We start from the raw sequence: 20,539 nt of genomic DNA, 5'->3' as shown, positions 1-20,539 counted from the left end.
TCTCCATTCCTCCTCGCGCGACGACACCCGCATCGCAGCGAGCCGCACTTCAAGGAGACAGCCGTGGCAGTGGAAACAACCTCAATCGATACGCTGGTCGTCGGGGCCGGTCAGGCCGGCGTGGCCATGAGCGAGCACCTGGGCAAGCTGGGCGTGCCGCATCTCGTGCTGGAGCGTGACCGCATCGCCGAGCGCTGGCGCACCGGGCGCTGGGATTCGCTGGTCGCGAACGGCCCCGCATGGCACGACCGTTTTCCGGGGCTCGAATTCGACGGTCTCGATCCCGATGCGTTCGCATCGAAGGACCAGGTCGCCGACTACTTCGAAGCCTATGCGCGCAAGTTCAACGCGCCGATCCGCACCGGCGTCGAAGTGAAGAACGTCGTGCGCAACACGGGCAAGCCGGGCTTCATCGTCGACACTTCGGACGGCACGATCGAGGCAACTCGCGTGGTCGTCGCGACGGGCCCGTTCCAGCGCCCGGTCATCCCGCCGATCGCCCCGGACGACGCCGGCCTCGTGCAAATCCACTCGGCCGATTATCGCAACCCCGCGCAATTGCCGGATGGTGCGGTGCTGGTGGTCGGCGCCGGTTCGTCGGGCGTGCAGATCGCCGACGAGTTGCAGCGCGCGGGCCGGCAGGTCTACCTGTCGGTCGGCCCGCATGACCGTCCGCCGCGCGCGTATCGGGGCCGTGACTTCTGCTGGTGGCTCGGCGTGCTCGGCGAATGGGACAAGGAAGTCGCGACACCCGGACGCGAACACGTGACGATCGCGGTGAGCGGTGCGCGCGGCGGTCACACGGTCGATTTTCGCGCACTCGCGCACCAGGGCGTGACGCTCGTCGGGTTGACGAAGTCGTTCGGCAGGGGCGTCGCCGTGTTCGAGCCCGATCTCGCAGTCAATCTCGCACGCGGCGACGAGAACTACCTCTGCCTGCTCGACGCGGCCGACGCGTATGCGGTCCGCAACGGCCTCGACCTGCCCGAAGAACCCGAAGCGCGCCGCATCCTGCCGGATCCCGATTGCGTCACGCGACCGATCCTCACGCTCGATCTGGCCGCCGCAGGCGTCACGTCGATCGTCTGGGCGACGGGCTATGCGGTCGACTACGGCTGGCTGAACGTCGACGCGTTCGGCGCGAACGGCAAGCCCCAGCATCAACGCGGCGTGTCGAAGGAGCCAGGCATCTATTTCCTCGGGCTGCCGTGGCTGTCGCGACGCGGCTCCAGCTTCATCTGGGGCGTGTGGCACGACGCGAAACACATCGCCGACCACATCGCCACGCAGCGCAAGTACCTCGACTATCACGACGCGTCGCAGCGCCGGTTTCAAACGCGCACCGGGCACGGCGACGCATCGCGCACGGAGCCGGCGGATGCCCGTCCGCTCGTCGATGCGATCGACTGACGCGCGCTCGCGTCGCGATCCGCGCCACGCGCGAAACCCGGACGCGATGATCCGGCTACCCCGCTACAACCAGAACCCGGCCGCGCCGCGACTGCTCGCGGTGCGGCCGGCGAACACACCGACGATCGAAGGACCCCGATGAGCCAGCCTACCCATACCCGTATCCGCATGTTCAACACAAAGGATACCTACCCGAACCAGACGCTCGACAACGACCTGTGCCAGGCCGTGCGCGCCGGCAATACCGTCTATGTGCGCGGCCAGGTCGGCACCGATTTCGACGGCAACCTGATCGGCCTCGGCGACGCGCGCGCTCAGGCGGAGCAGGCGATGAAGAACGTGAAGCAGTTGCTGGAGGAAGCCGGCAGCGACATCACGCACATCGTGAAGACGACGACCTACCTGATCGATCCGCGCTACCGCGAACCCGTGTACCAGGAAGTCGGCAAGTGGCTGAAGGGCGTTTATCCGATCTCGACGGGGCTTGTCGTGTCCGCGCTCGGCCAGCCGCAGTGGCTGATGGAGATCGACGTGATCGCGGTGATCCCGGACAACTGGCAACCGAACCGCGCATAGGAGCCGTCATGACTTTCTCCATCGTCGGGCGTTGCCCGGAAACGGGGCAGCTCGGTATCGCGATCAGTTCGTCGAGCATCGCGGTGGGCGCGCGCTGCCCATGGGTGCGCGCGGGCGTCGGCGCGGTCGCGACGCAGAACGTCACACTGCCGGCGCTCGGTCCGCAGATTCTCGATCTGATCGAACACCAACAGCTTGCGCCGGCGGCCGCGCTTGATCGCGCACTGAGCGCGAACGGCTGGAGCCAGTATCGGCAGGTCACCGTGATCGACGGGCAGGGGCAGACCGCGTGCTTCACCGGCAAGGAAGCGCTCGGCACGCATCATGCGGTTCAGGGTGAGCAATGCGTGGCGGCCGGCAACCTGCTGGCCGAGCGTGCCGTGATCGATGCGATGGCGCGCGCGTTCGAGCGCGCGCACGGGCTGCTGGCCGACCGCCTGCTGGCGGCGATGCACGCGGCGATCGCGGCCGGCGGCGAGGCAGGGCCCGTGCATTCGGCCGCGCTGAAGGTGGCCGGCGACGTGACGTGGCCGCTCGTCGACCTGCGCGTCGACTGGGCGGATGCGGATCCGATCGGGCAACTCGATGCGTTGTGGCGCGCGTATCGGCCGCAGATGCAGGATTATCAGACGCGTGCGCTGAACCCGACCGCCGCGCCGAGCTACGGAGTGCCGGGCGATGAGTGATGCGTCGAGCCGCGCGCTGCTTGCGCGCCTGATCGGCTTCGCGACGGTCAGCCGCGATTCGAACCTCGGGATGATCGACTTCATCCGCGACTATCTCGACGCCTTCGGCATCGAGACCGAGCTGTTCTACAACGCGGAACGCACGAAGGCGAGCCTGTACGCGACGATCGGCCCGCGAGATCGCGGCGGCATCGCGCTGTCGGGGCACACCGATGTGGTGCCGGTCGACGGGCAGGCGTGGACGTTCGAGCCGTTCCGGTTGACGGAGCGCGACGGCCGGCTCTACGGGCGCGGCACGGCCGACATGAAGGGCTTCATCGCGTCGGTGCTCGCGGCCGTGCCGGCGTTCGTCGCGAGACCGCTGAACATGCCGGTGCATCTCGCGTTTTCCTATGACGAAGAAGTCGGTTGTCTCGGTGTGCGGCCGATGCTCGACGCATTGGCGGCGCGCGAGCATCGGCCGCGTCTGTGCGTGATCGGCGAACCGACCGAACTGAAGCCGGTGCTCGGGCACAAGGGCAAGCTCGCGATGCGCTGTCACGTGAAGGGTGCCGCGTGTCACTCGGCGTACGCGCCGCTCGGCGTCAATGCGATCGACTACGCGGCGAAGCTGATCGCCAGGCTCGGCGAGATCGGCGCGGCGCTCGCGCGGCCCGAGCATCGCGACGGCCGCTTCGATCCACCGTTCTCGACCGTGCAGACGGGCCTGATCAAGGGCGGACGCGCGCTGAACATCGTGCCGGCCGAGTGCGAGTTCGATTTCGAGGTGCGCGCGCTGCCGGCGTTCGACGCGCACGATGTGCCGCGGAAACTGCAGGACTATGCGGAATCCGAATTGTTGCCGAAGATGCGCGCGGTGCAGCCCGATACCGACATTCGTCTGCAACCGCTCGGTGCGTACCCGGGCCTCGCGACGCCGGCGGACAGCGAAGCCGCGCGGCTGCTCGCGATGCTGAGCGGCTCCGACGCGTTCGGCACGGTCGCGTTCGGCACCGAAGGCGGGCTGTTCGGGCAGGCCGGCATTCCGACCGTGGTGTGCGGGCCGGGCAGCATGGAGCAGGGGCACAAGCCGGACGAGTTCGTCACCGTCGAACAGCTGGCAGGATGCGACGCGATGCTGGCCCGTCTTGCGACGTATGCCGCTTCGGCGAGCTGATCGGGCCGATAGGGCCAAGCTGGCGTAACTGACGTTCCGGCCGTCCAACGACGCACCGCACGCCGCCGCGCTGCGGCGCGTGCGCGTGTTTATCGCTCCGATTCGCCGACGATCTGCGCGAGCCGTTCGCGGCAGAACTCGACGAACGACTGCGCCTGCTTCGTCAGCTGTCCGCGCTTGAGCCGCGCGCTGACGAGCCCGGATGGGCTCACGGTTTCGCTGAGGCCGATCGTCACGACGCGCCGGCCGTCGTACGTGTATTCGGAATGCGGGCGCGTGACGAGCAGCGAGAAACCGAACCCCTGGCCGACCATCCCGCGCACCATTTCGATCGACGGCGACGCGAACACGATGTTCGGCGTGAGTCCGAGCTCGTGAAAGAGGCTGACGAAGTACGTTCGGCTCGGCAGCACGTCGAGCAGGATCATCGGCTCGACGCTGAGATCGCGCAGCGATACGTGCGACTGGTCCGCGAACCGGTGATTCTCCGGCAGGAGCACGTACGGCTGCTGCGCCGGCATCAGCGGTTCGGTCTCGATCGTGCCGTCGAGATCGTGGTCGTACAGGAACGCGAGATCGAACGTGCCGGCCGTCAGCCCCTGCACGAGCTCCTGCTGGTCGCCGTCGCGCAGCCGGATGTTGACGCCCGGGTAGCGCTCGCGAAAACCGGCGATCAGTTGCGGCAGATAGAGCGGCGCGACGGTCTCGAAGCAGCCGATGTCGATCTGGCCGCTGACGACGTCGTTGTCGGCGAGCGCGTTCTGTTCGAATTCGTGCGCGATGCGCAGCAGCTCCTGCGCCTTGCGGTAGAAGCGCGTGCCGCTCGGTGTCAGCGACACGCCCTGCGCGTGATGGCGGATGAACAGCTTCACGCCGAAGCTCTCTTCGAGCCCCTTGATCGCGCTGGAAATCGACGGCTGTGCAATGAACAGCTGGCGCGACGCCTCGGCGACACTGCCGGATTCCACCGTCGTCACGAAATATTTCAGTTGCCGCAAAGTGTAGTGAGCCACGAGCACCTCTGATACCGGCCCCCGCGGCGTGCCGCGACGGGGCGCATTCCGTCCATCGTTTCGCGTAGCACCTTACCCGAAGACGCGCCGCGCCGAAAATTCCGCTACAGAGCTTTTTCGTATGTCTCGGAAATATTTTTAGTATTTTCCGGCCGCCGCATGCGTGGCGCACCATCGTCTCCAATCCGGATCGCGACAAAAACGCGCATGCACTGGCGGGGACAGGCTGCTTCGTCCCGGCAATCGATGCGCGATGACGCGTCGCTCGACGTCATCGCGCATGCGCGCGTATCCGGACCCGATTGCAGGCGCGCGCCACCGGCGCGCGCCGGCTGAAACGGCACGCGCGCCTCGCCGCGCAGCACAGGAGACTTCGCCATGACGACCGCGGACCGCAACGCGTCCCCCATGATAGAGAAACACACGATCGGCTACGTGCCGCCCGCAGAACGCCACGGCAAGGTGCGCGACCTGTTCACGCTCTGGTTCGGCGGCAACATCGCGCCGCTGCCGATCGTGACCGGCGCGCTCGGCGTGCAGCTTTTCCACCTGAACCTGATGTGGGCAATCGTCGCGATCGTCGTCGGCCAGGCGATCGGCGGCGTGCTGATGGCGCTGCATTCGGCGCAGGGTCCGCAGATGGGCATCCCGCAGATGATCCAGAGCCGCGCGCAGTTCGGCTCGTGGGGCGCGCTGCTCGTCACGGTGATCGCGGCCGTGATGTACGTCGGCTTCTTCGCGTCGAACATCGTGCTGGCCGGCAAGTCGGTGCACGGGATCGCATCGTCGGTGCCGGTGCCGGTGGGCATCGTGATCGGCGCGGTGGGCTCGGGGCTGATCGGGATCGTCGGCTACCGGTTCATCCACATCCTGAACCGGATCGGCACGTGGGTGCTCGGCGTCGGCATTCTCGTCGGCTTCTGGATGATCCTGTCGCACGTGAGCACGAGCGATTTCCTCACGCGCGGCGGCTTCGACTTCGCGGGCTGGCTCGCGACGGTGTCGCTGTCCGCACTGTGGCAGATCGCGTTCGCACCGTACGTGTCGGACTATTCGCGCTATCTGCCGGAAGACGTCGGCGTCGCGTCGACGTTCTGGGCGACCTATCTCGGCTGCACGGTCGGCTCCACGCTCGCGTTCATTTTCGGCGCGGTCGCGGTGCTCGCGGTGCCGGCCGGCGCGGACACGATGGACGCGGTCAAGCAGGCGACCGGCCCGCTCGGATCGCTGATGCTGGTGCTGTTCCTGCTGAGCGTGATCAGCCACAACGCGCTGAACCTGTACGGCGCAGTGCTGGCGGTGATCACGTCGGTGCAGACCTTCGCATACAAATGGATTCCGACCGCGAAGACGCGCGCGGCGGTGTCGGTCGTGATCTTCGTCGCCTGCTGCTATGCGGCGATCGGCGCGTCGACGAACTTCGTCGGCAATCTCGTCGACCTGGTGCTTGCGCTGCTCGTCGTGCTGGTGCCGTGGACGGCGATCAACCTGATCGACTTCTACGTGATCCACAAGGGCAAGTACGACATCCAGTCGATCTTCATGGCGGACGGCGGCGTGTATGGACGCTTCAATCCGCAGGCGCTGCTCGCGTATGCGATCGGCATCGTCGTGCAGATTCCGTTCATGAACACGCCGATGTATGCGGGGCCGATTCCCGCGCATCTCGGCGGCGCGGATTTGTCGTGGCTCGTCGGGCTCGCTCTGACGTCGCCGCTTTACTACTGGCTCGCGACGCGCGACAGCGCGTACCGGCGCCGGCAGACGGGCGCGCAGCTGCCGTCTTCGGCGGCGCGGTAAGCGCGGCGGCGTTCGGCGCGAACGAAGGGAAACGGCCGCCGCGTCGGTTGCGATGCGGCGGCCGCGAGACAGCAGCGAGACAGTAGTGCGGTGGTGGCGCGCGGGGCAAGCGCGCGGCGTGTGCCGCCACCTTGCCCGCGCGCGAATCAGACGACCGCCGAGCGCGCGACGCGCACCGGCACCGACTTGTACGACGGCGTGCCGCTTTCCTTGTCGATATAGTCGAGCGGCACGAGCACGTTCGCTTCGGGGTAGTACGCGCCGACCGAGCCCGGCGCGATGTCGTACTCGATCGCGGTGATCTGCTCCAGGCGCAGCGTGCGGCCGGACGCAGTAACCGTCTCGATGTCGACGAGGTCGCCGTGTTCGAGCCCGTACTTCTCGAGATCGGCCGCGTTCATGAACAGCACGTCACGTCGCCCGAACACGCCGCGATAGCGATCGTCGAGCCCGTAGATCGTCGTGTTGTACTGATCGTGGCTGCGCAGCGTGATCAGCCGCAGCACCTGTTCGGCGCCGAGCACGTCCGCGTCCTCCTTCACGCCCTTGTACACGGAGAACATTGCCTTGCCGGTCGCCGTCGGCCATATGCGCTCCGTCGGCGGCAGCGGCAGGCGGAAGCCGCCCGGCGTGCGGATCCGTTCGTTGAACGCCTCGAAGCCGGGCACCGTCCGGTCGATCAGGTCGCGGATGCGATCGTAGTCGGCGATCAGGTCGAGCCATGCAACCTTGCTGTTCGGCAACGTCGCGTGCGCGATTCCGGCGACGATCGCGGGTTCGGAGCGCAGCTGATCGGATGCGGGCGTGAGCTTGCCGGCCGACGCGTGGACCATCGACATCGAGTCCTCGACCGTGATCGACTGCCGGCCGCTCGCCTGCATGTCGAGCTCGGTGCGGCCGAGCACGGGCAGGACGTAGGTTTCCTTCGCGACGAGCAGATGCGAGCGGTTCAGCTTCGTGCCGAGATGCACGCTCAGATCGAGCTTCGCCATCGCCGGAAACGACACTTCGGGATCGGGCAGCGCGACCGCGAAATTGCCGCCGAGGCACAGCAGCGCCTTCGCGTTGCCGTCGATCATCGCCTGCATTGCCTGCACGGCGTCGTGCCCGTGATGCGCGGGCGGCTTGAAGCCGAACACGTCCTCGATCTTTTGCAGAAACTCGGGCGACGGCTTCTCGGTGATGCCGACCGTGCGGTTGCCCTGCACGTTCGAGTGGCCGCGCAGCGGGCAGATGCCCGCGCCCGGCTTGCCGAAGTTGCCGCGCATCAGCAGCAGATCGGCGATCAGCCGCACGGTCGCGGTGCCCTTGTTGTGCTGCGTGACGCCCATCCCGTACGTGACGATCGTCGCGTTCGACTTCGCATACGCGAGCGCGACCTGCTCGAGTTGCGCGCGACTCAGGCCGCTTGCGCGCTCGATGTCGTCCCACGACGTCGCTTCGAGGTCGGCCGAGAACGCGTCGAAGCCGCCGGTGTGCTGACCGATGAAATCGCGGTCGAGCACGTCGCCGCGCTCGGCTTCGAGTTGCAGCAGCGCCTTCATGATGCCTTTCAGTGCGGCCGCATCGCCGCCTGCGTCGACCTGGTAATAGGTCGATGCGATCCGTGTCGAGCCGAACGACGCCATCTCGATCATGTCCTGCGGATCGGCGAAGCGTTCGAGCGCGCGTTCGCGCAGCGGATTGAACACGATGATCGGCACGTTGCGGCGCGAGCACTCGTGCAGCGTGCCCATCATCCGCGGATGGTTCGTGCCGGGGTTGTGGCCGATCGAGATGATCAGCTCGCAGTGGTCGAAATCCTCCAGCGACACGGTGCCCTTGCCGATCCCGATCGATTGCGGCAAGCCGACGCTGGTCGGCTCGTGGCACATGTTCGAGCAATCGGGGAAGTTGTTGGTGCCGAGCTCGCGTGCGAACAGCTGATACAGATACGCGGCCTCGTTCGATGCGCGACCCGACGTGTAGAACTCGACCTGCTCGGGCGGCAGCGCGCGCAGCACTTCGCCGATGCGCGCGAACGCGTCGTCCCATTCGACCGCGCGGAACGTGTCGGTCGCACGATCGTAGACGAGCGGATGCGTGAGCCGACCCATGTTCTCGAGCTCGTAGTCGGACATGCGCAGCAGCGACGATACCGTGTTCGACGCGAAGAACTCGGGCGTGACGCGCTTGGTCGTCGCTTCCCACGTGACGGCCTTCGCGCCGTTCTCGCAGAACTGGAACGTCGACTTGTGCTCCTTGTCAGGCCATGCGCAGCCGGGGCAGTCGAAGCCGTCGGGCTGGTTGGTCCGCATCAGCACGATCGGCGCTTCGATGGTCTCCATCTGCGTGCGCACCGCTTCGGCTGTCGCGCGAAGCGCGCCCCAACCGCCGGCGGGCCCATCGTATTTTCTGATGCCTGGCACTTCGCGTCGATTTGTCATATGGATCTCCATCAGTCGGGCCCGTGGCGGGGCGGCTCGGGTTGCGCCGTGTCGCGGCGTGGGGCGGCTGCGTCCCGCGGACGCAGCCGGTCATGCGGACCCGCGGGTGCGGGTCCGCTTGGTATCAGGTCGCATCCTTCTTCGCGGAGCGCGACTGCTTGCCGGATTTCTTCACGGCCGGCGGCGAATCGGCGTCGCGTCCGTCGTTCTTTTCATCGGACGATTCCTGCGTCGCCTTGCCGTCGGCGTTCTTTTTCGCATCTTTGGCCGCAGGCGGTGCGAGCTTGTTGAACGCCACGGTGTCGGTCGCCTTGTCGTAATCGACTTCGACGCGATCGCCGGACTGCAGCTTGTCGGCGAGAATCTCCTTCGCCAGTTTCGTCTCGATGATCTGGCGCACCTGCCGCTTCAGTTCGCGCGCACCGAACTCCGGCTGATAGCCGGCTTCGGTCAGATGCTCGACGAGCGAGTCGCCCATCACGAGCGTGATGTCTTGCGCGGCGGCGGTGCGCACCACGCGGTCGAGCTGGATTTGCACGATCGAGCGGATGTTTTCCTTCGACAGTGCATGGAACACGATCACCTCGTCGATCCGGTTCAGGAATTCGGGGCGGAAATGGCCCTTCAGCACCTGCATCAGTTGCTCGCGGATCGCTTTGTCGGTTTTGCGCGCGGCTTCGGGCTGCGTGAGATTGTCCATGATGATCGCGGCGCCGAGGTTGCTCGTCGCGATGATGATCGTGTTGCTGAAGTCGACCACGCGGCCCTTGCCGTCGGTGAGCCGGCCGTCGTCGAACACTTGCAGCAGCACGTTGTAGACGTCCGGATGCGCCTTTTCGATCTCGTCGAGCAGGATCACGCTGTACGGGCGACGGCGCACCCGCTCGGTGAGCTGGCCGCCTTCGTCGTAGCCGACGTAACCGGGCGGCGCGCCGATCAGCCGCGCAACCGCATGCCGCTCCATGTATTCGGACATGTCGATCCGGATGATCGCCTGCTCGTCGCCAAACACCGTCTCGGCGAGCGCCTTGGCGAGCTCGGTCTTGCCGACGCCGGTCGGCCCGAGGAACAGGAACGTCGCGATCGGCCGGTGCGTCTGCCCGAGGCCGGCGCGCGACAGCCGAACCGCGTCGCTGACGGCGACTACCGCATCGTTCTGGCCGACCACGCGCTCGCGCAGTTGCTCTTCCATCTTCAGCAGCTTCTGGCGCTCTTCCTGCGTGAGCTCGGATACCGGAATACCGGTCAGCCGCGACACGACCTCGGCGACCGATTCGACCGTCACCTCCAGCGTTTCGGACCCGGTCTTGCGCTGCCACGCTTCCATCTTTTCGTCGAGCGACTTCTGCTTCGCGTTGATCTGCTCGTCGAACTGCTTCGCTTCGTCGAATCGCTTGCGCGACGTCGCATAGTCCTGCTCGCGCTTCAACTGCGCGATCTGCGCTTCGGCTTCCTGGATGTCGACCGGGCGCGACGTCGCGCCGATGCGCACACGCGCGGCGGCCTGATCGATCAGGTCGATTGCCTTGTCGGGCAGGAAACGCGCGGTGATGTAGCGGTCGGCGAACTCGGCGGCCGCGACGAACGCGTCGTCCGCGAACGTGACCTGATGGTGCGCCTCGAGGCTGTCGCGCAGCCCGCGCAGGATCACGATCGTCTGCTCGACGCTCGGCTCCGGCACGAACACCGGCTGGAAACGTCGTTCGAGCGCCGCGTCCTTCTCGATGTGCTTCTGGTATTCGTTCAGCGTGGTCGCACCGATCAGGCTCAGCTCGCCGCGAGCGAGCGCGGGCTTCAGGACGTTCGCGATGTCGAGGCCGCCTTCGCCGCCGCCCTGGCCCGCGCCGACGATCGTGTGCAGCTCGTCGATGAACAGGATCAATTCGTCGTGCTTCGCGGTGACTTCGTCGATCAGCTGCTTCGCGCGTTCCTCGAATTCGCCGCGATACTTCGCGCCGGCAACCATCGAGTTGATGTTCACTTCGACGAGCCGCTTGCCACGCAGCACTTCCGGCACGTCGCCGTTCACGATCCGCTGCGCGAGCCCTTCGACGATCGCGGTCTTGCCGACGCCCGGCTCGCCGATCAGCACCGGGTTGTTCTTCTTGCGGCGCGCGAGCACTTCGATCGTGCTTTCGATTTCCTGCGCGCGGCCGAGCACCGGATCGAGCTTGCCCTGGCGTGCGATCGCGGTGAGGTCGCGGCCGAACTTGTCGAGGTTCGGCGTGCCGGTCGGCGCGTCGACGCGGCCGTCTTCCGCGCCCTTGCCAACGACTTTCACGACCTTCTGGCGCAGCGCTTCCGGCGTCACGCCGTATTTCTTCAGCAGCGTGCCCGCGATGCTGTCCGGGACGGCCGCAAGACCGATCAGCAGGTGCTCCGGGCCGATGTACGAGTGGCCGAGATCGCGCGATGCCTGGAATGCGTGCTGCACGGCCTTCTTCACGCGTGGCGAGATCGTGAGCTTCTCGAGCGATGCGTCGGGCGACGCGGCGCCGGTATGGGCGTGCTCGTCGATGTACGCCTTCAGGTCCTGCGGCGAAAGCTTCAGCTCCTTGAGCAGCGCCGCGCACACGTCGGTGTCCGCGAGCGCGTACAGCAGGTGTTCGGTATCGAGTTCGCTGCGGCGCAACGCGTGCGCCTTCTCGGCCGCGCGCTGCAGCAGTTCGAGCGTCTGCTCGCTGAATGCGTCGGTCGGGTCGACCGATTCGCGCGGAATCTCGGCGGCGAGAGGCGGCTCGTCGCCCGCCGCGCCGAACAGCGACGACGATCCGCCGCCCAGCAGCGAATCGAACGGGTTGAGCATGCTCTGATGCCGCATCAGCTGGCGGAAGTGGTAGTCGCAGATCGAGATCGTCTTGCGTTCGCCGTCCTGCATTACGGTGGCGCGCGCGACGGCCGGACGGGCGTGACAGATGTCGCAAAGTGCGGGCATGGTGGTCTTGCTCCTGTCAATCAACGTGGAACGAAAGGTAAGTCCCGATGCGATATCGCGCACGGGGGCGTCCACTGCACGACGCGGCCGGCGGCGCGCGCGTCGCGCCGACGCCATCGCGCAGTGCTCGTCGGTACGAACCGGGCCGTCGCTCGACGGCGGCAACACCGGTGCTGCACCGAGCCCGCGGCATCACTTCGACTGCTTTCAAAATAGCGAATCGGCCCGTGGCCTCCAAGACACAGTTCCGCAGCGGCGCGGCCGTGAATTGCACCCTGGCATGCAGGGGCTCGCGATATGCAAAGAGTACAGACAAGCGGGCAGACGCGCGCTGTGAGCGCGGGCCGGCGATGCGCGCGGCGGCGCGGCGCGCGAACGGCGGTGCGGCGTCGACGCACGGGATGACGGTAGATGCCGGATGCAAGCGTGCGCGCGCCGAAATACCGCGCAGGCAAATTCGCGCGAACGCGCGAAGCGGCCATGTGCGCAGTGGCGCCCGGCGAGCCGCTCGCGCGCCGCGATGGACGCGCGGCGCGATGCCGGCGGCGGAGTGGACAGGTTGCACGGTACGGGCCGGACAGCGCGCGACCGTGGCGACCGGCGTCAGTCGGAGAGTGTCATCGCGAGCCGCTGTCGCGCGATCTGCTTCACGTCGGCCGACAAAGCCGCGTCCTGCAGACCATTGGCCCAAACGGAAAACGAATCCTCGATCAGGTTGCGTGTGTCGGGCGGCAGTTCGGCCAGCATCAGCGACACGACGGTGAACAGCACGGCGGTGTCGCCGGCCTGGCGGCTTGCGTTCGCGTCCACAGCCTGCTTCAGGCTGTCGACCGATGCTTGCAGCGCCTGTAATGCGTCATTCGATTCGCTCATGGCTCGCTCCATGCAAGATGGTTCGGTCGGCGACGAACGTGCGGCCGGCGACGCGGCCGATGCGCGCGCGACGCCGGTCGGACGTCGCGTGCGGCGCGGGACGTCAGGCCGCCGCGTTGGCCTGCGGCGCCACGGCCACCGATGCCTCGCTCGTCAGCATCAGGAACGTGAACGTTTCGCGCAGGTACAGGCGCACGACCTTGTCGGTATGGCTCGTGTAGCCGATCGACACGTCTTCGCCGAGGTGCAACTCGTAATCGCCGCCGCGGGTCGACAGCACGCAGCCGCCGCTGATCGCCGGCGCCCAGATGATCTCGCCGCTGACGATGCGCTTGATGTGGCCGAGCACCGGATAGCCCTGGTCGCGCGCTTCGCTGAGCGCCGTGTAGGCGTCAGAGCCGAGCACGACCGAGTACGGGCCGTCGACGCCCGCGAGCCGCAGTGCTTCAAGCGCGTCGCTGATCGCATCCGGATACGCGCCGACGTCGGCCGGCAGCGTCAGCTTGCGGTTCGACGTGCCCTCGCGAATGCCGACGATCCCCGCGGCCTGGTAGCCGTCGAAGATCGCGCCGTCTTCGGCGAACGCGAGGCGCTGCGCGGCGTCCTTCGCCGGCTGCCAGTCGGCATCGCGCGCGCCGCGCTCGACGCTGTCGATCGCATCGCGGCTCAGTTCGAACGGCACCGTCAGCTCGACGATCGTGCGGACTTCGCGCAGCCGCGCGCTCACCAGCTCGCGGGGTGCGGCCACGTCGAGCAGGTGCCCGGTGCCGACAGCCGCCAGTTCGGGGCCGGCCGGCCCCTCGACGTCGACGACGCGACGCCCGGCCACCGAGCGCTTGAACGTGCGTGCGACTTCTTCCTCGATCTGCTCCCACGCAGACGACGAAATGGGGGCGAGTTCGCGGTGCAGGTTATTCATAGGCTTTGACTCCTTTCAGCGATCCGATATTCAGCGAGCCGTCACGATGCGGCGCGGAGGACGACGGTGCAGGCAGCGCGGCGTCGGCGGCCGGGGCAGGGCGATCGGCCAGCGCTTCGAGCAGGTCGGCCGACGGCACGAAGAACAGCGAGCCGGTGACCGCGCGGCTGAAGTCGAGCAGTCTGTCATAGTTGCCCGGCGGCCGACCCACGAACATGTTCTCGAGCATTTGCTCGATCGGCGTCGGCGAGCGCGCGTAGCCGATGAAGTAGGTGCCGAATTCGCCTGAACCGGGGCGGCCGAACGGCATGTTGTCGCGCAGGATCTTCACTTCCTGCCCGTTTTCGTCAAGGGTCGTCAGTGAGCTGTGCGAGCACGACGGCTTCACGTCCGGCGGGAGCTCGATGTCGGACAGCTTCGTGCGCCCGATGATGCGCTCCTGCGTCTCGACCGCGAGCGCGTTCCAGCCGGCCATGTCGTGCAGGTACTTCTGCACGATCACGTAGCTGCCGCCCGCGAATTCCGGATCCTCGTCGCCGATCACGGTGAAGTCGACCGCCTCGCGGCCTTCCGGGTTCTCGGTGCCGTCGACGAAGCCGATCATCGCGCGCTGGTCGAAGTTGCGGAAGCCGTGCACCTCGTCGACGACCGTGACCGCGTCGCCGAGCGCGTTGAGCAGCTGCGTCGCGAGTTCGAAGCACAGGTCCATCGCATCGGCGCGGATGTGCAGCAGGATGTCGCCGGGCGTCGCGATCGCGACGCGCTGGCCGGCGCCGAACTCGCGGAACGGATGCAGCGCTGCGGGGCGCGGCTCGCCGAACAGCGCATCCCATGCGGTAGCGCCGAAGCCGCACACGCAGGACAGGTTGCCCTCGGGCACGCGCTTGCCGACCGAGCGCACGAGCGCGGCGATGTCGCCGCACCACCCGCGGATTCTGTCGGCGCGGTCGGCGCCGGGATTGACGGTTGCGACGAGAAAGATCGCGCTGCGCGTGATCGGGCTGTGCACGGCCTGGGAAAGCGGGGGACGGGTTTGCATCGCGGGCCGCCGGTCAGTCATGTCGGAACGGACGGGCCGCGGCTACCGCGGCGCGCGAGGGCGAACGGTTGGACTGTGTCATGCGACTGTTCTCTTTGTGACATGCGGATGAACGACGTTGCGCGCGCATCGCGCAACGGGCCGCAGCGGCGGCCTGCCAGCCGGGCGCGAAAGGGAGGCAGGCAGGTGGCCGCGCGTTCGCCCGGTGCGGGACTTGCTGCACCGCGTAACGTCGTCGAGCCTGCAATCTAGCAGCTTCGGCGGGTCTTTGGAACACGTATCGACGATCTGTCATTCGAATGGGTTGATCGAGGTCCGATCCGGCGCAATGCGCGCGCAACTGTACTCCTGACGCCGGCGGCGCGGTGCTTCCGAGCAGCTATTGCGCGTGCGGCAAATCAGGTTCGCAGAGCGCGCCGCACGCGTGAGCGTGCGTTGCAGTGCGCGGCCCGAGCCCGCCGCATCGACAGGCTCGCACCTTGCTCGAACAGCGCGACGGTGATTCCCACCGTATCCGTTTTCGACAAGGAGGGCCTGACATGAAAGCAGTTGTCTTTCACGGCATCGGCGACATTCGCATCGACACGGTGCCCGACCCGCAAGTCTCGCAACCGACCGACGCGGTCGTGCGGCTGACGGCCAGCGCGATCTGCGGCACCGACCTGCACATGGTGCGCGGCACGCTCGGCGGCATGAAGCCGGGCACGATTCTCGGTCACGAGGGCGTCGGCATCGTCGAGGCGGTCGGGCGCGACGTGCGCAATCTCAAGCGCGGCGATCGCGTGCTGATTCCATCGACAATCGCGTGCGGCAGCTGCGCGTATTGCCGCGCCGGCTACACCGCGCAATGCGACGTCGCGAACCCCGGCGGCCCGCTCGCGGGCACCGCGTTCTTCGGCGGTCCTGCCAGCACGGGCCCGTTCGACGGGCTGCAGGCAGAATACGCACGCACGCCGCTGGCGAACGCGAGCCTGATTCGTCTGCCCGACGCGATCGACGACGACCGCGCGATCCTGATGTCCGACATCTTTCCGACCGGCTATTTCGGCGCGCAGCTCGCGGAGGTGAAGCCCGGCGACACGGTCGCCGTGTTCGGCGCCGGGCCGGTCGGTCAGTTCGCGATCGCGAGCGCGAAGCTGATGGGTGCGGGGCGCGTGATCGCGATCGACCGCATCGCGTCGCGGCTGGAGATGGCTTGCGCGCAAGGCGCCGAGACCATCGACTTCTCCGACGAAGACCCGGTCGACACGGTGCTGCGGCTCACCGGCGGGATCGGCGTCGATCGTGTGATCGACGCGGTCGGTGTCGATGCGATGCGCGCGACGCACGGGCCGGCCGCGGCCGACCAGGACGCCGCGCGCGCGTTCGACGCGGAAGTCGACGCCGTGGCGCCCCGCCGCAAGCCCGATGGCCGCAACTGGGTGCCGGGAGACGGGCCGTCGCAGGTGCTGCAATGGGCGGTGCGGGCGGTTGCAAAGGCCGGTACGGTCTCGGTGATCGGCGTGTATCCGCCGCAGGCGCGCGTATTCCCGATCGGCGAGGCAATGAACCGCAACCTGACGATCAAGATGGGCAACTGCAATCACCGCACCATCACGCCGCATCTGATCGAACTGGTGCGCAGCAGCGCGTTCGATCCGGCGTCGGTGCTCACGCGCCGCGAGCCGCTCACGAACGCGATCGATGCGTATCGCGCGTTTGACGTGCGCGAGCCCGGCTGGATGAAAGTGAAACTGACGCCGTGACGCGGCGAACCCGACAAGGAGCAATGCGATGAACCAGATGAACGACCGCTACGACAACTGCATGGCCGCTTGCGACGCGTGCGCGCATGCGTGCGATGCGTGCACGGCCGGATGTCTCGCGGGGCCCGATACGCAACAACTGACGGACTGCATCGCGCTCGATATCGAATGCGCGCAGCTGTGCCGTTTTGCGTCGGGGGCGATGGCGCGCCGCAGCGTGCTCGCGCCGCGCATCTGCACGCTGTGCGCGCATGCGTGCGACCTGTGCGCGGCCGAATGCCGGCGGCATACGCACGAGCATTGCCGCCGCTGCGCGCTCGCGTGCGAATCCTGCGCGGCGATGTGCCGGGCGATGGCCGAATGACCAAAAACGGCGCACGCTCAACGCGTGCCGCCGTGAACCTTCTGTGCGACGCGCTGCAGCAGTGCATCGAGCACCGCCATCTCGACGGGCTTCACGAGGTGATCGTCGAAGCCCTCGCTTGCCGTGCGCGCGCGATCGGACGGGCGCGCATGACCCGATAGCGCGACGCATGCCATTCCGGCGAGCGTGTCGATCGAGCGCAGTTCGTGGAGCAACGCGAAGCCGTCGATGTCCGGCATCGACAGATCGATCAGCATCAGGTGCGGAACGGTTTCGCGCGCGAGCGCGAGCGCTTCGTCCGCGTCGTATGCGGCGCGTGCGTCGTGCCCCTTCACCTGCAGCAGCACCGCCAGCGTATCCGCCGAATCGCGGTTGTCGTCGACGACGACCACGCGCAGCGGCGCGGGCGCCGCATGCTCGGGCGGGTGTGGTGCGGGCGCTTCGACGCGCGCGGTCGGGTCGACAGGCAGTCGCACGGTAAACGTCGAACCGCGGCCGGGACCGTCGCTTGCGGCCGAGATCATCCCGCCGTGCAGCTCGACGAACGACCGGCAGATTGCGAGGCCGAGCCCGAATCCGTCGGACGGGCGCCGGCCCGCCGTCGCGTCCTGTTCAAACAGGTCGAAGATCTTGTCGAGCGACCCCGCCGCGATCCCGACACCCCGATCCGTCACGCGAATCGCGACGCCGGAAGCATCGACGCTTGCGCTGACGTCGATGCGCGCGCCGCGCGGCGAGAATTTCGATGCGTTGTCGAGCAGGTTGTGCAGCACCTGTACGAGCCGTGCGGCGTCGCCGCGCACGACGACCGGATCGGCCGGCAAGTCGACGTGGATGTGCTGTTCGCGCGCGGCCAGCTTCGGCTGGATGCTTTCCACGCCGCGACACACGAGGTCGCGCACGGTCACCGGCGCGTTGTCGAGGTGGAGCTTGCCTGCCGTGATGCGGCCGACGTCGAGCAGATCGTCGACGAGCCGCGTCAGCTGCCCGACCTGGCGGTGCACGGCGTCGCGGCATTGCGCGAGCGCCGGCGCGGGATCGGGCAGGCTTTGCAGCACGCCGACCGAGTGGCGCAACGGCGCGAGATGATTGCGCAGTTCATGCGCGAGCATCGCGATGAACACGCTGAGCCGGTGCGTCGACGCTTCGAGTTCGGCGAGCCGCTTGCGCTCCGTCATGTCGCGCGTGATCTTGATGAAGCCGGCCAGTTGGCCGGCCGCGTCGCGCACGGCCGTGATGGTGACGCTCGCCCAGAACAACGTGCCGTCCTTGCGCACGCGCCAGCCTTCGTCCTCGAAGTGGCCGTGCGAGACCGCTTCCTGCAGCCCGTACGCGGGGCGGCCGGCGGCGATCGCTTCGGCCGGATAAAAGCGCGAAAAGTGATGACCGACGATCTCGGCCGCGCGGTAGCCCTTGATGCGTTCCGCACCGCGGTTCCACGTGGCGACGTTGCCCTGCGGGTCGAGCATGAACACCGCGTAGTCCGTGATCGCGCCGACGACGGTCTCGAAGCGGAATTCGGCGAAGCGGTGCAGCAGATCCCGCGCGTCGGCGGCGGGGCCGGGCGGCACATGCGGATCGGTAATGGCGTGGTCTTTTGTCATCGGAACGGCAACTCGAAGGGTGCGGACAAAACCCGCCCTGCCACCTGTCGGCCGGGCCGGCGGCGGCAATTGAAACCGGATTGATTCCCGCAACAGCATACGGGAACACGATTCACCTGAGCAATGACTGCGCATTGCCCGTGCCGCGCGGCTCGTTGCGGGCAACTGTCGCGGTCGCGTGCCGTGCCGGCGGCAACGTGGCACGCCGATTGCGTGCGACGCCCCCCGCAGGCCGCGGCATGGCGCGCGAATGCCAATGGCGCCGCGGCCCGGCGCTACACGAGGACACCGACATGAACAGCACGTTGAATCCCGACAACGACCCGGTCGGCCCGGACGATGACAATGCGCAGCGCGGCCGCGACGGCCGCGCGCTGGGACCGAGCGACTCGTCCGACAGCGGCAGCGACACGGCGGGCGCGCGGCGGCATCCGTTCGACGTCGATTCGCCGCTCGACGAACATGCGCTGGAACGCGGCGACGCGTCGCTCGACAGCGATACGGACCGCGCTGGCACCGGCGAACGCGCATCGGCGGACGGCGATGCTGGGCTGGAGGACGCAGCCGACATCGAGCCCGACCGCACCGAGCGGCTGAGCGAGCCGGGCAGCACGGAAGACGCCGACTTGCCGCGGGAGCCTGGTGCGGGCGGCGCATAGGGTCCCCGATCCCGCCGGAAATTGGGCAAAAAGTGCAATCGCATTGCAGATAGGGACGGGGCCGGCCAGCGACGCATGGCCGGCGCTGGCGCGCTTGCGGTTTTGAAACCGGCGGCCCGGTCCACGCCGGGTGCAACGGTATGAAACGCTACGGAACGCCAGACATCGCGATGCCGGCTGCGGACACGTCCGCGCCGCCGCAGCCGCTTCGGCCGCGAACGCGGCACGCGGCTTGCAACGATCCTTCGAACGCGCATCGCGTCGCGACATGGGGCCGTGCGCGGCACAGGCGCGATCAAGGAGGGGCACGACGATGCAACGACGATATCCCGGGCGGCAGCGCGAAGGTGGCGGGCCGCCGGACTGGCAGGAACGCGGCGCACGCGCATACCGCGGCGCCGGCGAGCGCGATTTTCGCGGCGGTGAAGCCGAGCGCCATGACGCCGACTATGAATCCGCGTATCGGCGCTTCGTGAGCGAGGACGTCGGGCCGGAAGACTGGGGCAGCGAATGGAGCGAGCGCTCGGCGCGCCCGGCGGCCGAGCAACCGCTGCGCGGCGCGACCCACTGGCGCGACGCGCCGGCCGGCGCGCGCGATCCGGCGTGGGAGGCGGAGCGCGGTTACGGTCATCGCGGCAGCAGCAATGCCGCGCGCGAAAGCGGCGAGGGGCGCTACGGTGGCGAAGGGCGCCATGGCGGTGAGGGCCGCTATGGTGGCGAAGCGGGCTACGGCGGCGACCGGCCGGGGGTGCGCGGACATCACCGGATGGGCTGGTACGGCGGCGAGCGCGATTACGATTCACGCGGCGCCGACGCGCCCGACCTGTCGCGTTTTGGCAGCGACGTGCAGCGCGAGCCGATGCGTCAGCGCCGTGGCCCGAAAGGCTATACGCGTTCGGACGAGCGAATCCGCGAGGACGTGTGCGAGCGGCTCGCGCATGCGCTGGATATCGACGTGAGCGACGTCACCGTGCAGGTGCGCGACGGCCGCGTCGAGCTCGACGGCACCGTGCCGTCGCGCTGGATGAAGCACGACATCGAGGACATCGCCGACAGCTGCATGTGCGTGCGCGACGTCGAGAATCGCGTACGTGTGCGCCGCGACGGCGAGCACGACACAGGGACGGTGCTCCATCCGTCGCAACGCACCGTCACGCCGACGCTGCCGGCCGCGCGCGATCCGGAACCGGGCAGCGGCAGCGCGGCCGGCGCCGGGGCCGGTAGCGGCGCCGGCGGGAGCACGGCGGCCGACAGCGGCGCCGGCCGCGAACCGCGTCACTGACGGCCGATGCGCGGGACGACGATCCGATCACCAAGGAACCAGCCATCGCGCG

Annotated in this window: 17 protein-coding genes; 9 read left to right on the top strand and 8 right to left on the bottom strand. The window is 67.8% G+C overall.

Annotation, left to right across the window (positions count from 1 at the left end; genetic code table 11):
- The first annotated feature begins 63 nt into the window (after window positions 1–63).
- From WK25_RS16905 to argE, 4 genes are all read left to right on the top strand, one after another.
- On the top strand, window positions 64–1,410 hold the full coding sequence (locus WK25_RS16905) for a flavin-containing monooxygenase (protein WP_038570584.1): 1,347 nt from the start codon (window positions 64–66) through the stop codon (window positions 1,408–1,410).
- 138 nt (window positions 1,411–1,548) lie between these two features.
- A complete protein-coding gene (locus WK25_RS16900; protein WP_059545953.1) occupies window positions 1,549–1,986 on the top strand; it encodes a RidA family protein in 438 nt (145 codons plus the stop codon).
- Window positions 1,987–1,994: 8 nt separating this feature from the next.
- Window positions 1,995–2,672, top strand: coding sequence for a DUF1028 domain-containing protein (locus tag WK25_RS16895; RefSeq protein ID WP_069242162.1), 678 nt, complete (start codon window positions 1,995–1,997; stop codon window positions 2,670–2,672).
- Window positions 2,665–3,828, top strand: coding sequence for an acetylornithine deacetylase (gene argE / locus WK25_RS16890; protein WP_069242161.1), 1,164 nt, complete (start codon window positions 2,665–2,667; stop codon window positions 3,826–3,828). The genes WK25_RS16895 and argE overlap by 8 nt, the downstream gene beginning before the upstream one ends.
- Window positions 3,829–3,917: 89 nt before the next feature.
- Here the strand turns inward: argE and WK25_RS16885 are convergent, their stop codons facing one another.
- Together WK25_RS16885 and WK25_RS31310 are read right to left on the bottom strand one after the other, a co-directional pair.
- The gene (locus tag WK25_RS16885; protein WP_038572170.1) at window positions 3,918–4,841 is read right to left on the bottom strand and encodes a LysR substrate-binding domain-containing protein; all 924 of its coding nucleotides are present in this window, start codon (window positions 4,839–4,841) and stop codon (window positions 3,918–3,920) included.
- A 104-nt stretch (window positions 4,842–4,945) separates the two neighbouring features.
- On the bottom strand, window positions 4,946–5,221 hold the full coding sequence (locus WK25_RS31310; protein ID WP_156789052.1) for a hypothetical protein: 276 nt from the start codon (window positions 5,219–5,221) through the stop codon (window positions 4,946–4,948).
- Here WK25_RS31310 and WK25_RS16880 point away from each other — a divergent pair.
- Entirely contained in the window at window positions 5,220–6,641 is a 1,422-nt protein-coding gene (locus WK25_RS16880; RefSeq protein WP_038570577.1) for a purine-cytosine permease family protein, read from the top strand. The genes WK25_RS31310 and WK25_RS16880 overlap by 2 nt on opposite strands.
- A gap of 146 nt (window positions 6,642–6,787) precedes the next feature.
- On the opposite strand, the gene WK25_RS16875 is transcribed toward WK25_RS16880, so the two are convergent.
- From WK25_RS16875 to WK25_RS16855, 5 genes are all read right to left on the bottom strand, one after another.
- Window positions 6,788–9,067 (bottom strand): FdhF/YdeP family oxidoreductase, encoded by a 2,280-nt coding sequence (locus WK25_RS16875; protein ID WP_069242160.1) that lies wholly within the window; start codon window positions 9,065–9,067, stop codon window positions 6,788–6,790.
- Window positions 9,068–9,191: 124 nt separating this feature from the next.
- Window positions 9,192–12,002 (bottom strand): ATP-dependent Clp protease ATP-binding subunit, encoded by a 2,811-nt coding sequence (locus WK25_RS16870; RefSeq protein WP_069242159.1) that lies wholly within the window; start codon window positions 12,000–12,002, stop codon window positions 9,192–9,194.
- Window positions 12,003–12,605: 603 nt separating this feature from the next.
- Complete coding sequence (locus WK25_RS16865; RefSeq protein WP_069242158.1) at window positions 12,606–12,875, bottom strand: hypothetical protein; 270 nt, start codon at window positions 12,873–12,875, stop codon at window positions 12,606–12,608.
- Window positions 12,876–12,978: 103 nt separating this feature from the next.
- Window positions 12,979–13,794 (bottom strand): family 1 encapsulin nanocompartment shell protein, encoded by an 816-nt coding sequence (locus WK25_RS16860; protein ID WP_069242157.1) that lies wholly within the window; start codon window positions 13,792–13,794, stop codon window positions 12,979–12,981.
- Complete coding sequence (locus WK25_RS16855; protein ID WP_069242156.1) at window positions 13,787–14,854, bottom strand: Dyp-type peroxidase; 1,068 nt, start codon at window positions 14,852–14,854, stop codon at window positions 13,787–13,789. The genes WK25_RS16860 and WK25_RS16855 overlap by 8 nt, the downstream gene beginning before the upstream one ends.
- Window positions 14,855–15,372: 518 nt before the next feature.
- On the opposite strand from WK25_RS16855, the gene WK25_RS16850 reads away from it, so the two are divergent.
- Window positions 15,373–16,578, top strand: a complete 1,206-nt coding sequence (locus WK25_RS16850) for a zinc-dependent alcohol dehydrogenase (protein ID WP_069242155.1) — start codon at window positions 15,373–15,375, stop codon at window positions 16,576–16,578.
- 37 nt (window positions 16,579–16,615) lie between these two features.
- Window positions 16,616–16,942 carry a four-helix bundle copper-binding protein gene (locus tag WK25_RS16845; protein WP_038572167.1) on the top strand — a complete coding sequence of 109 codons (327 nt, stop codon included), beginning with the start codon at window positions 16,616–16,618 and terminating at the stop codon, window positions 16,940–16,942.
- Window positions 16,943–16,959: 17 nt separating this feature from the next.
- Here WK25_RS16845 and WK25_RS16840 read toward each other — a convergent pair whose 3' ends face one another.
- On the bottom strand, window positions 16,960–18,546 hold the full coding sequence (locus WK25_RS16840) for an ATP-binding protein (RefSeq protein ID WP_069242154.1): 1,587 nt from the start codon (window positions 18,544–18,546) through the stop codon (window positions 16,960–16,962).
- Window positions 18,547–18,839: 293 nt separating this feature from the next.
- Here WK25_RS16840 and WK25_RS16835 point away from each other — a divergent pair, with 293 nt between their 5' ends.
- Window positions 18,840–19,205, top strand: coding sequence for a hypothetical protein (locus tag WK25_RS16835; protein WP_059546042.1), 366 nt, complete (start codon window positions 18,840–18,842; stop codon window positions 19,203–19,205).
- 313 nt (window positions 19,206–19,518) lie between these two features.
- Window positions 19,519–20,487: a BON domain-containing protein gene (locus WK25_RS16830; protein WP_083253036.1), complete on the top strand. Its 969-nt coding sequence runs from the start codon at window positions 19,519–19,521 to the stop codon at window positions 20,485–20,487.
- The last annotated feature ends 52 nt before the right edge of the window (window positions 20,488–20,539 follow it).

The organism is Burkholderia latens (assembly GCF_001718795.1).
In the GTDB taxonomy this organism is placed as follows: domain Bacteria; phylum Pseudomonadota; class Gammaproteobacteria; order Burkholderiales; family Burkholderiaceae; genus Burkholderia; species Burkholderia latens_A.
Note: the sequence above shows the minus strand (reverse complement) of the source record. Positions and strands in the feature narration are given on the sequence as shown.

Coding starts and splice junctions, on each gene's coding strand:
- WK25_RS16900 (WP_059545953.1), top strand. CDS start 1,549: ATGAGCCAGCCTACCCATACCCGTATCCGCATGTTCAACACAAAGGAT.
- WK25_RS16895 (WP_069242162.1), top strand. CDS start 1,995: ATGACTTTCTCCATCGTCGGGCGTTGCCCGGAAACGGGGCAGCTCGGT.
- argE (WP_069242161.1), top strand. CDS start 2,665: ATGAGTGATGCGTCGAGCCGCGCGCTGCTTGCGCGCCTGATCGGCTTC.
- WK25_RS16880 (WP_038570577.1), top strand. CDS start 5,220: ATGACGACCGCGGACCGCAACGCGTCCCCCATGATAGAGAAACACACG.
- WK25_RS31310 (WP_156789052.1), bottom strand. CDS start 5,221: ATGGCGAAGTCTCCTGTGCTGCGCGGCGAGGCGCGCGTGCCGTTTCAG.
- WK25_RS16875 (WP_069242160.1), bottom strand. CDS start 9,067: ATGACAAATCGACGCGAAGTGCCAGGCATCAGAAAATACGATGGGCCC.
- WK25_RS16870 (WP_069242159.1), bottom strand. CDS start 12,002: ATGCCCGCACTTTGCGACATCTGTCACGCCCGTCCGGCCGTCGCGCGC.
- WK25_RS16865 (WP_069242158.1), bottom strand. CDS start 12,875: ATGAGCGAATCGAATGACGCATTACAGGCGCTGCAAGCATCGGTCGAC.
- WK25_RS16860 (WP_069242157.1), bottom strand. CDS start 13,794: ATGAATAACCTGCACCGCGAACTCGCCCCCATTTCGTCGTCTGCGTGG.
- WK25_RS16855 (WP_069242156.1), bottom strand. CDS start 14,854: ATGACTGACCGGCGGCCCGCGATGCAAACCCGTCCCCCGCTTTCCCAG.
- WK25_RS16850 (WP_069242155.1), top strand. CDS start 15,373: ATGAAAGCAGTTGTCTTTCACGGCATCGGCGACATTCGCATCGACACG.
- WK25_RS16845 (WP_038572167.1), top strand. CDS start 16,616: ATGAACGACCGCTACGACAACTGCATGGCCGCTTGCGACGCGTGCGCG.
- WK25_RS16840 (WP_069242154.1), bottom strand. CDS start 18,546: ATGACAAAAGACCACGCCATTACCGATCCGCATGTGCCGCCCGGCCCC.
- WK25_RS16835 (WP_059546042.1), top strand. CDS start 18,840: ATGAACAGCACGTTGAATCCCGACAACGACCCGGTCGGCCCGGACGAT.
- WK25_RS16830 (WP_083253036.1), top strand. CDS start 19,519: ATGCAACGACGATATCCCGGGCGGCAGCGCGAAGGTGGCGGGCCGCCG.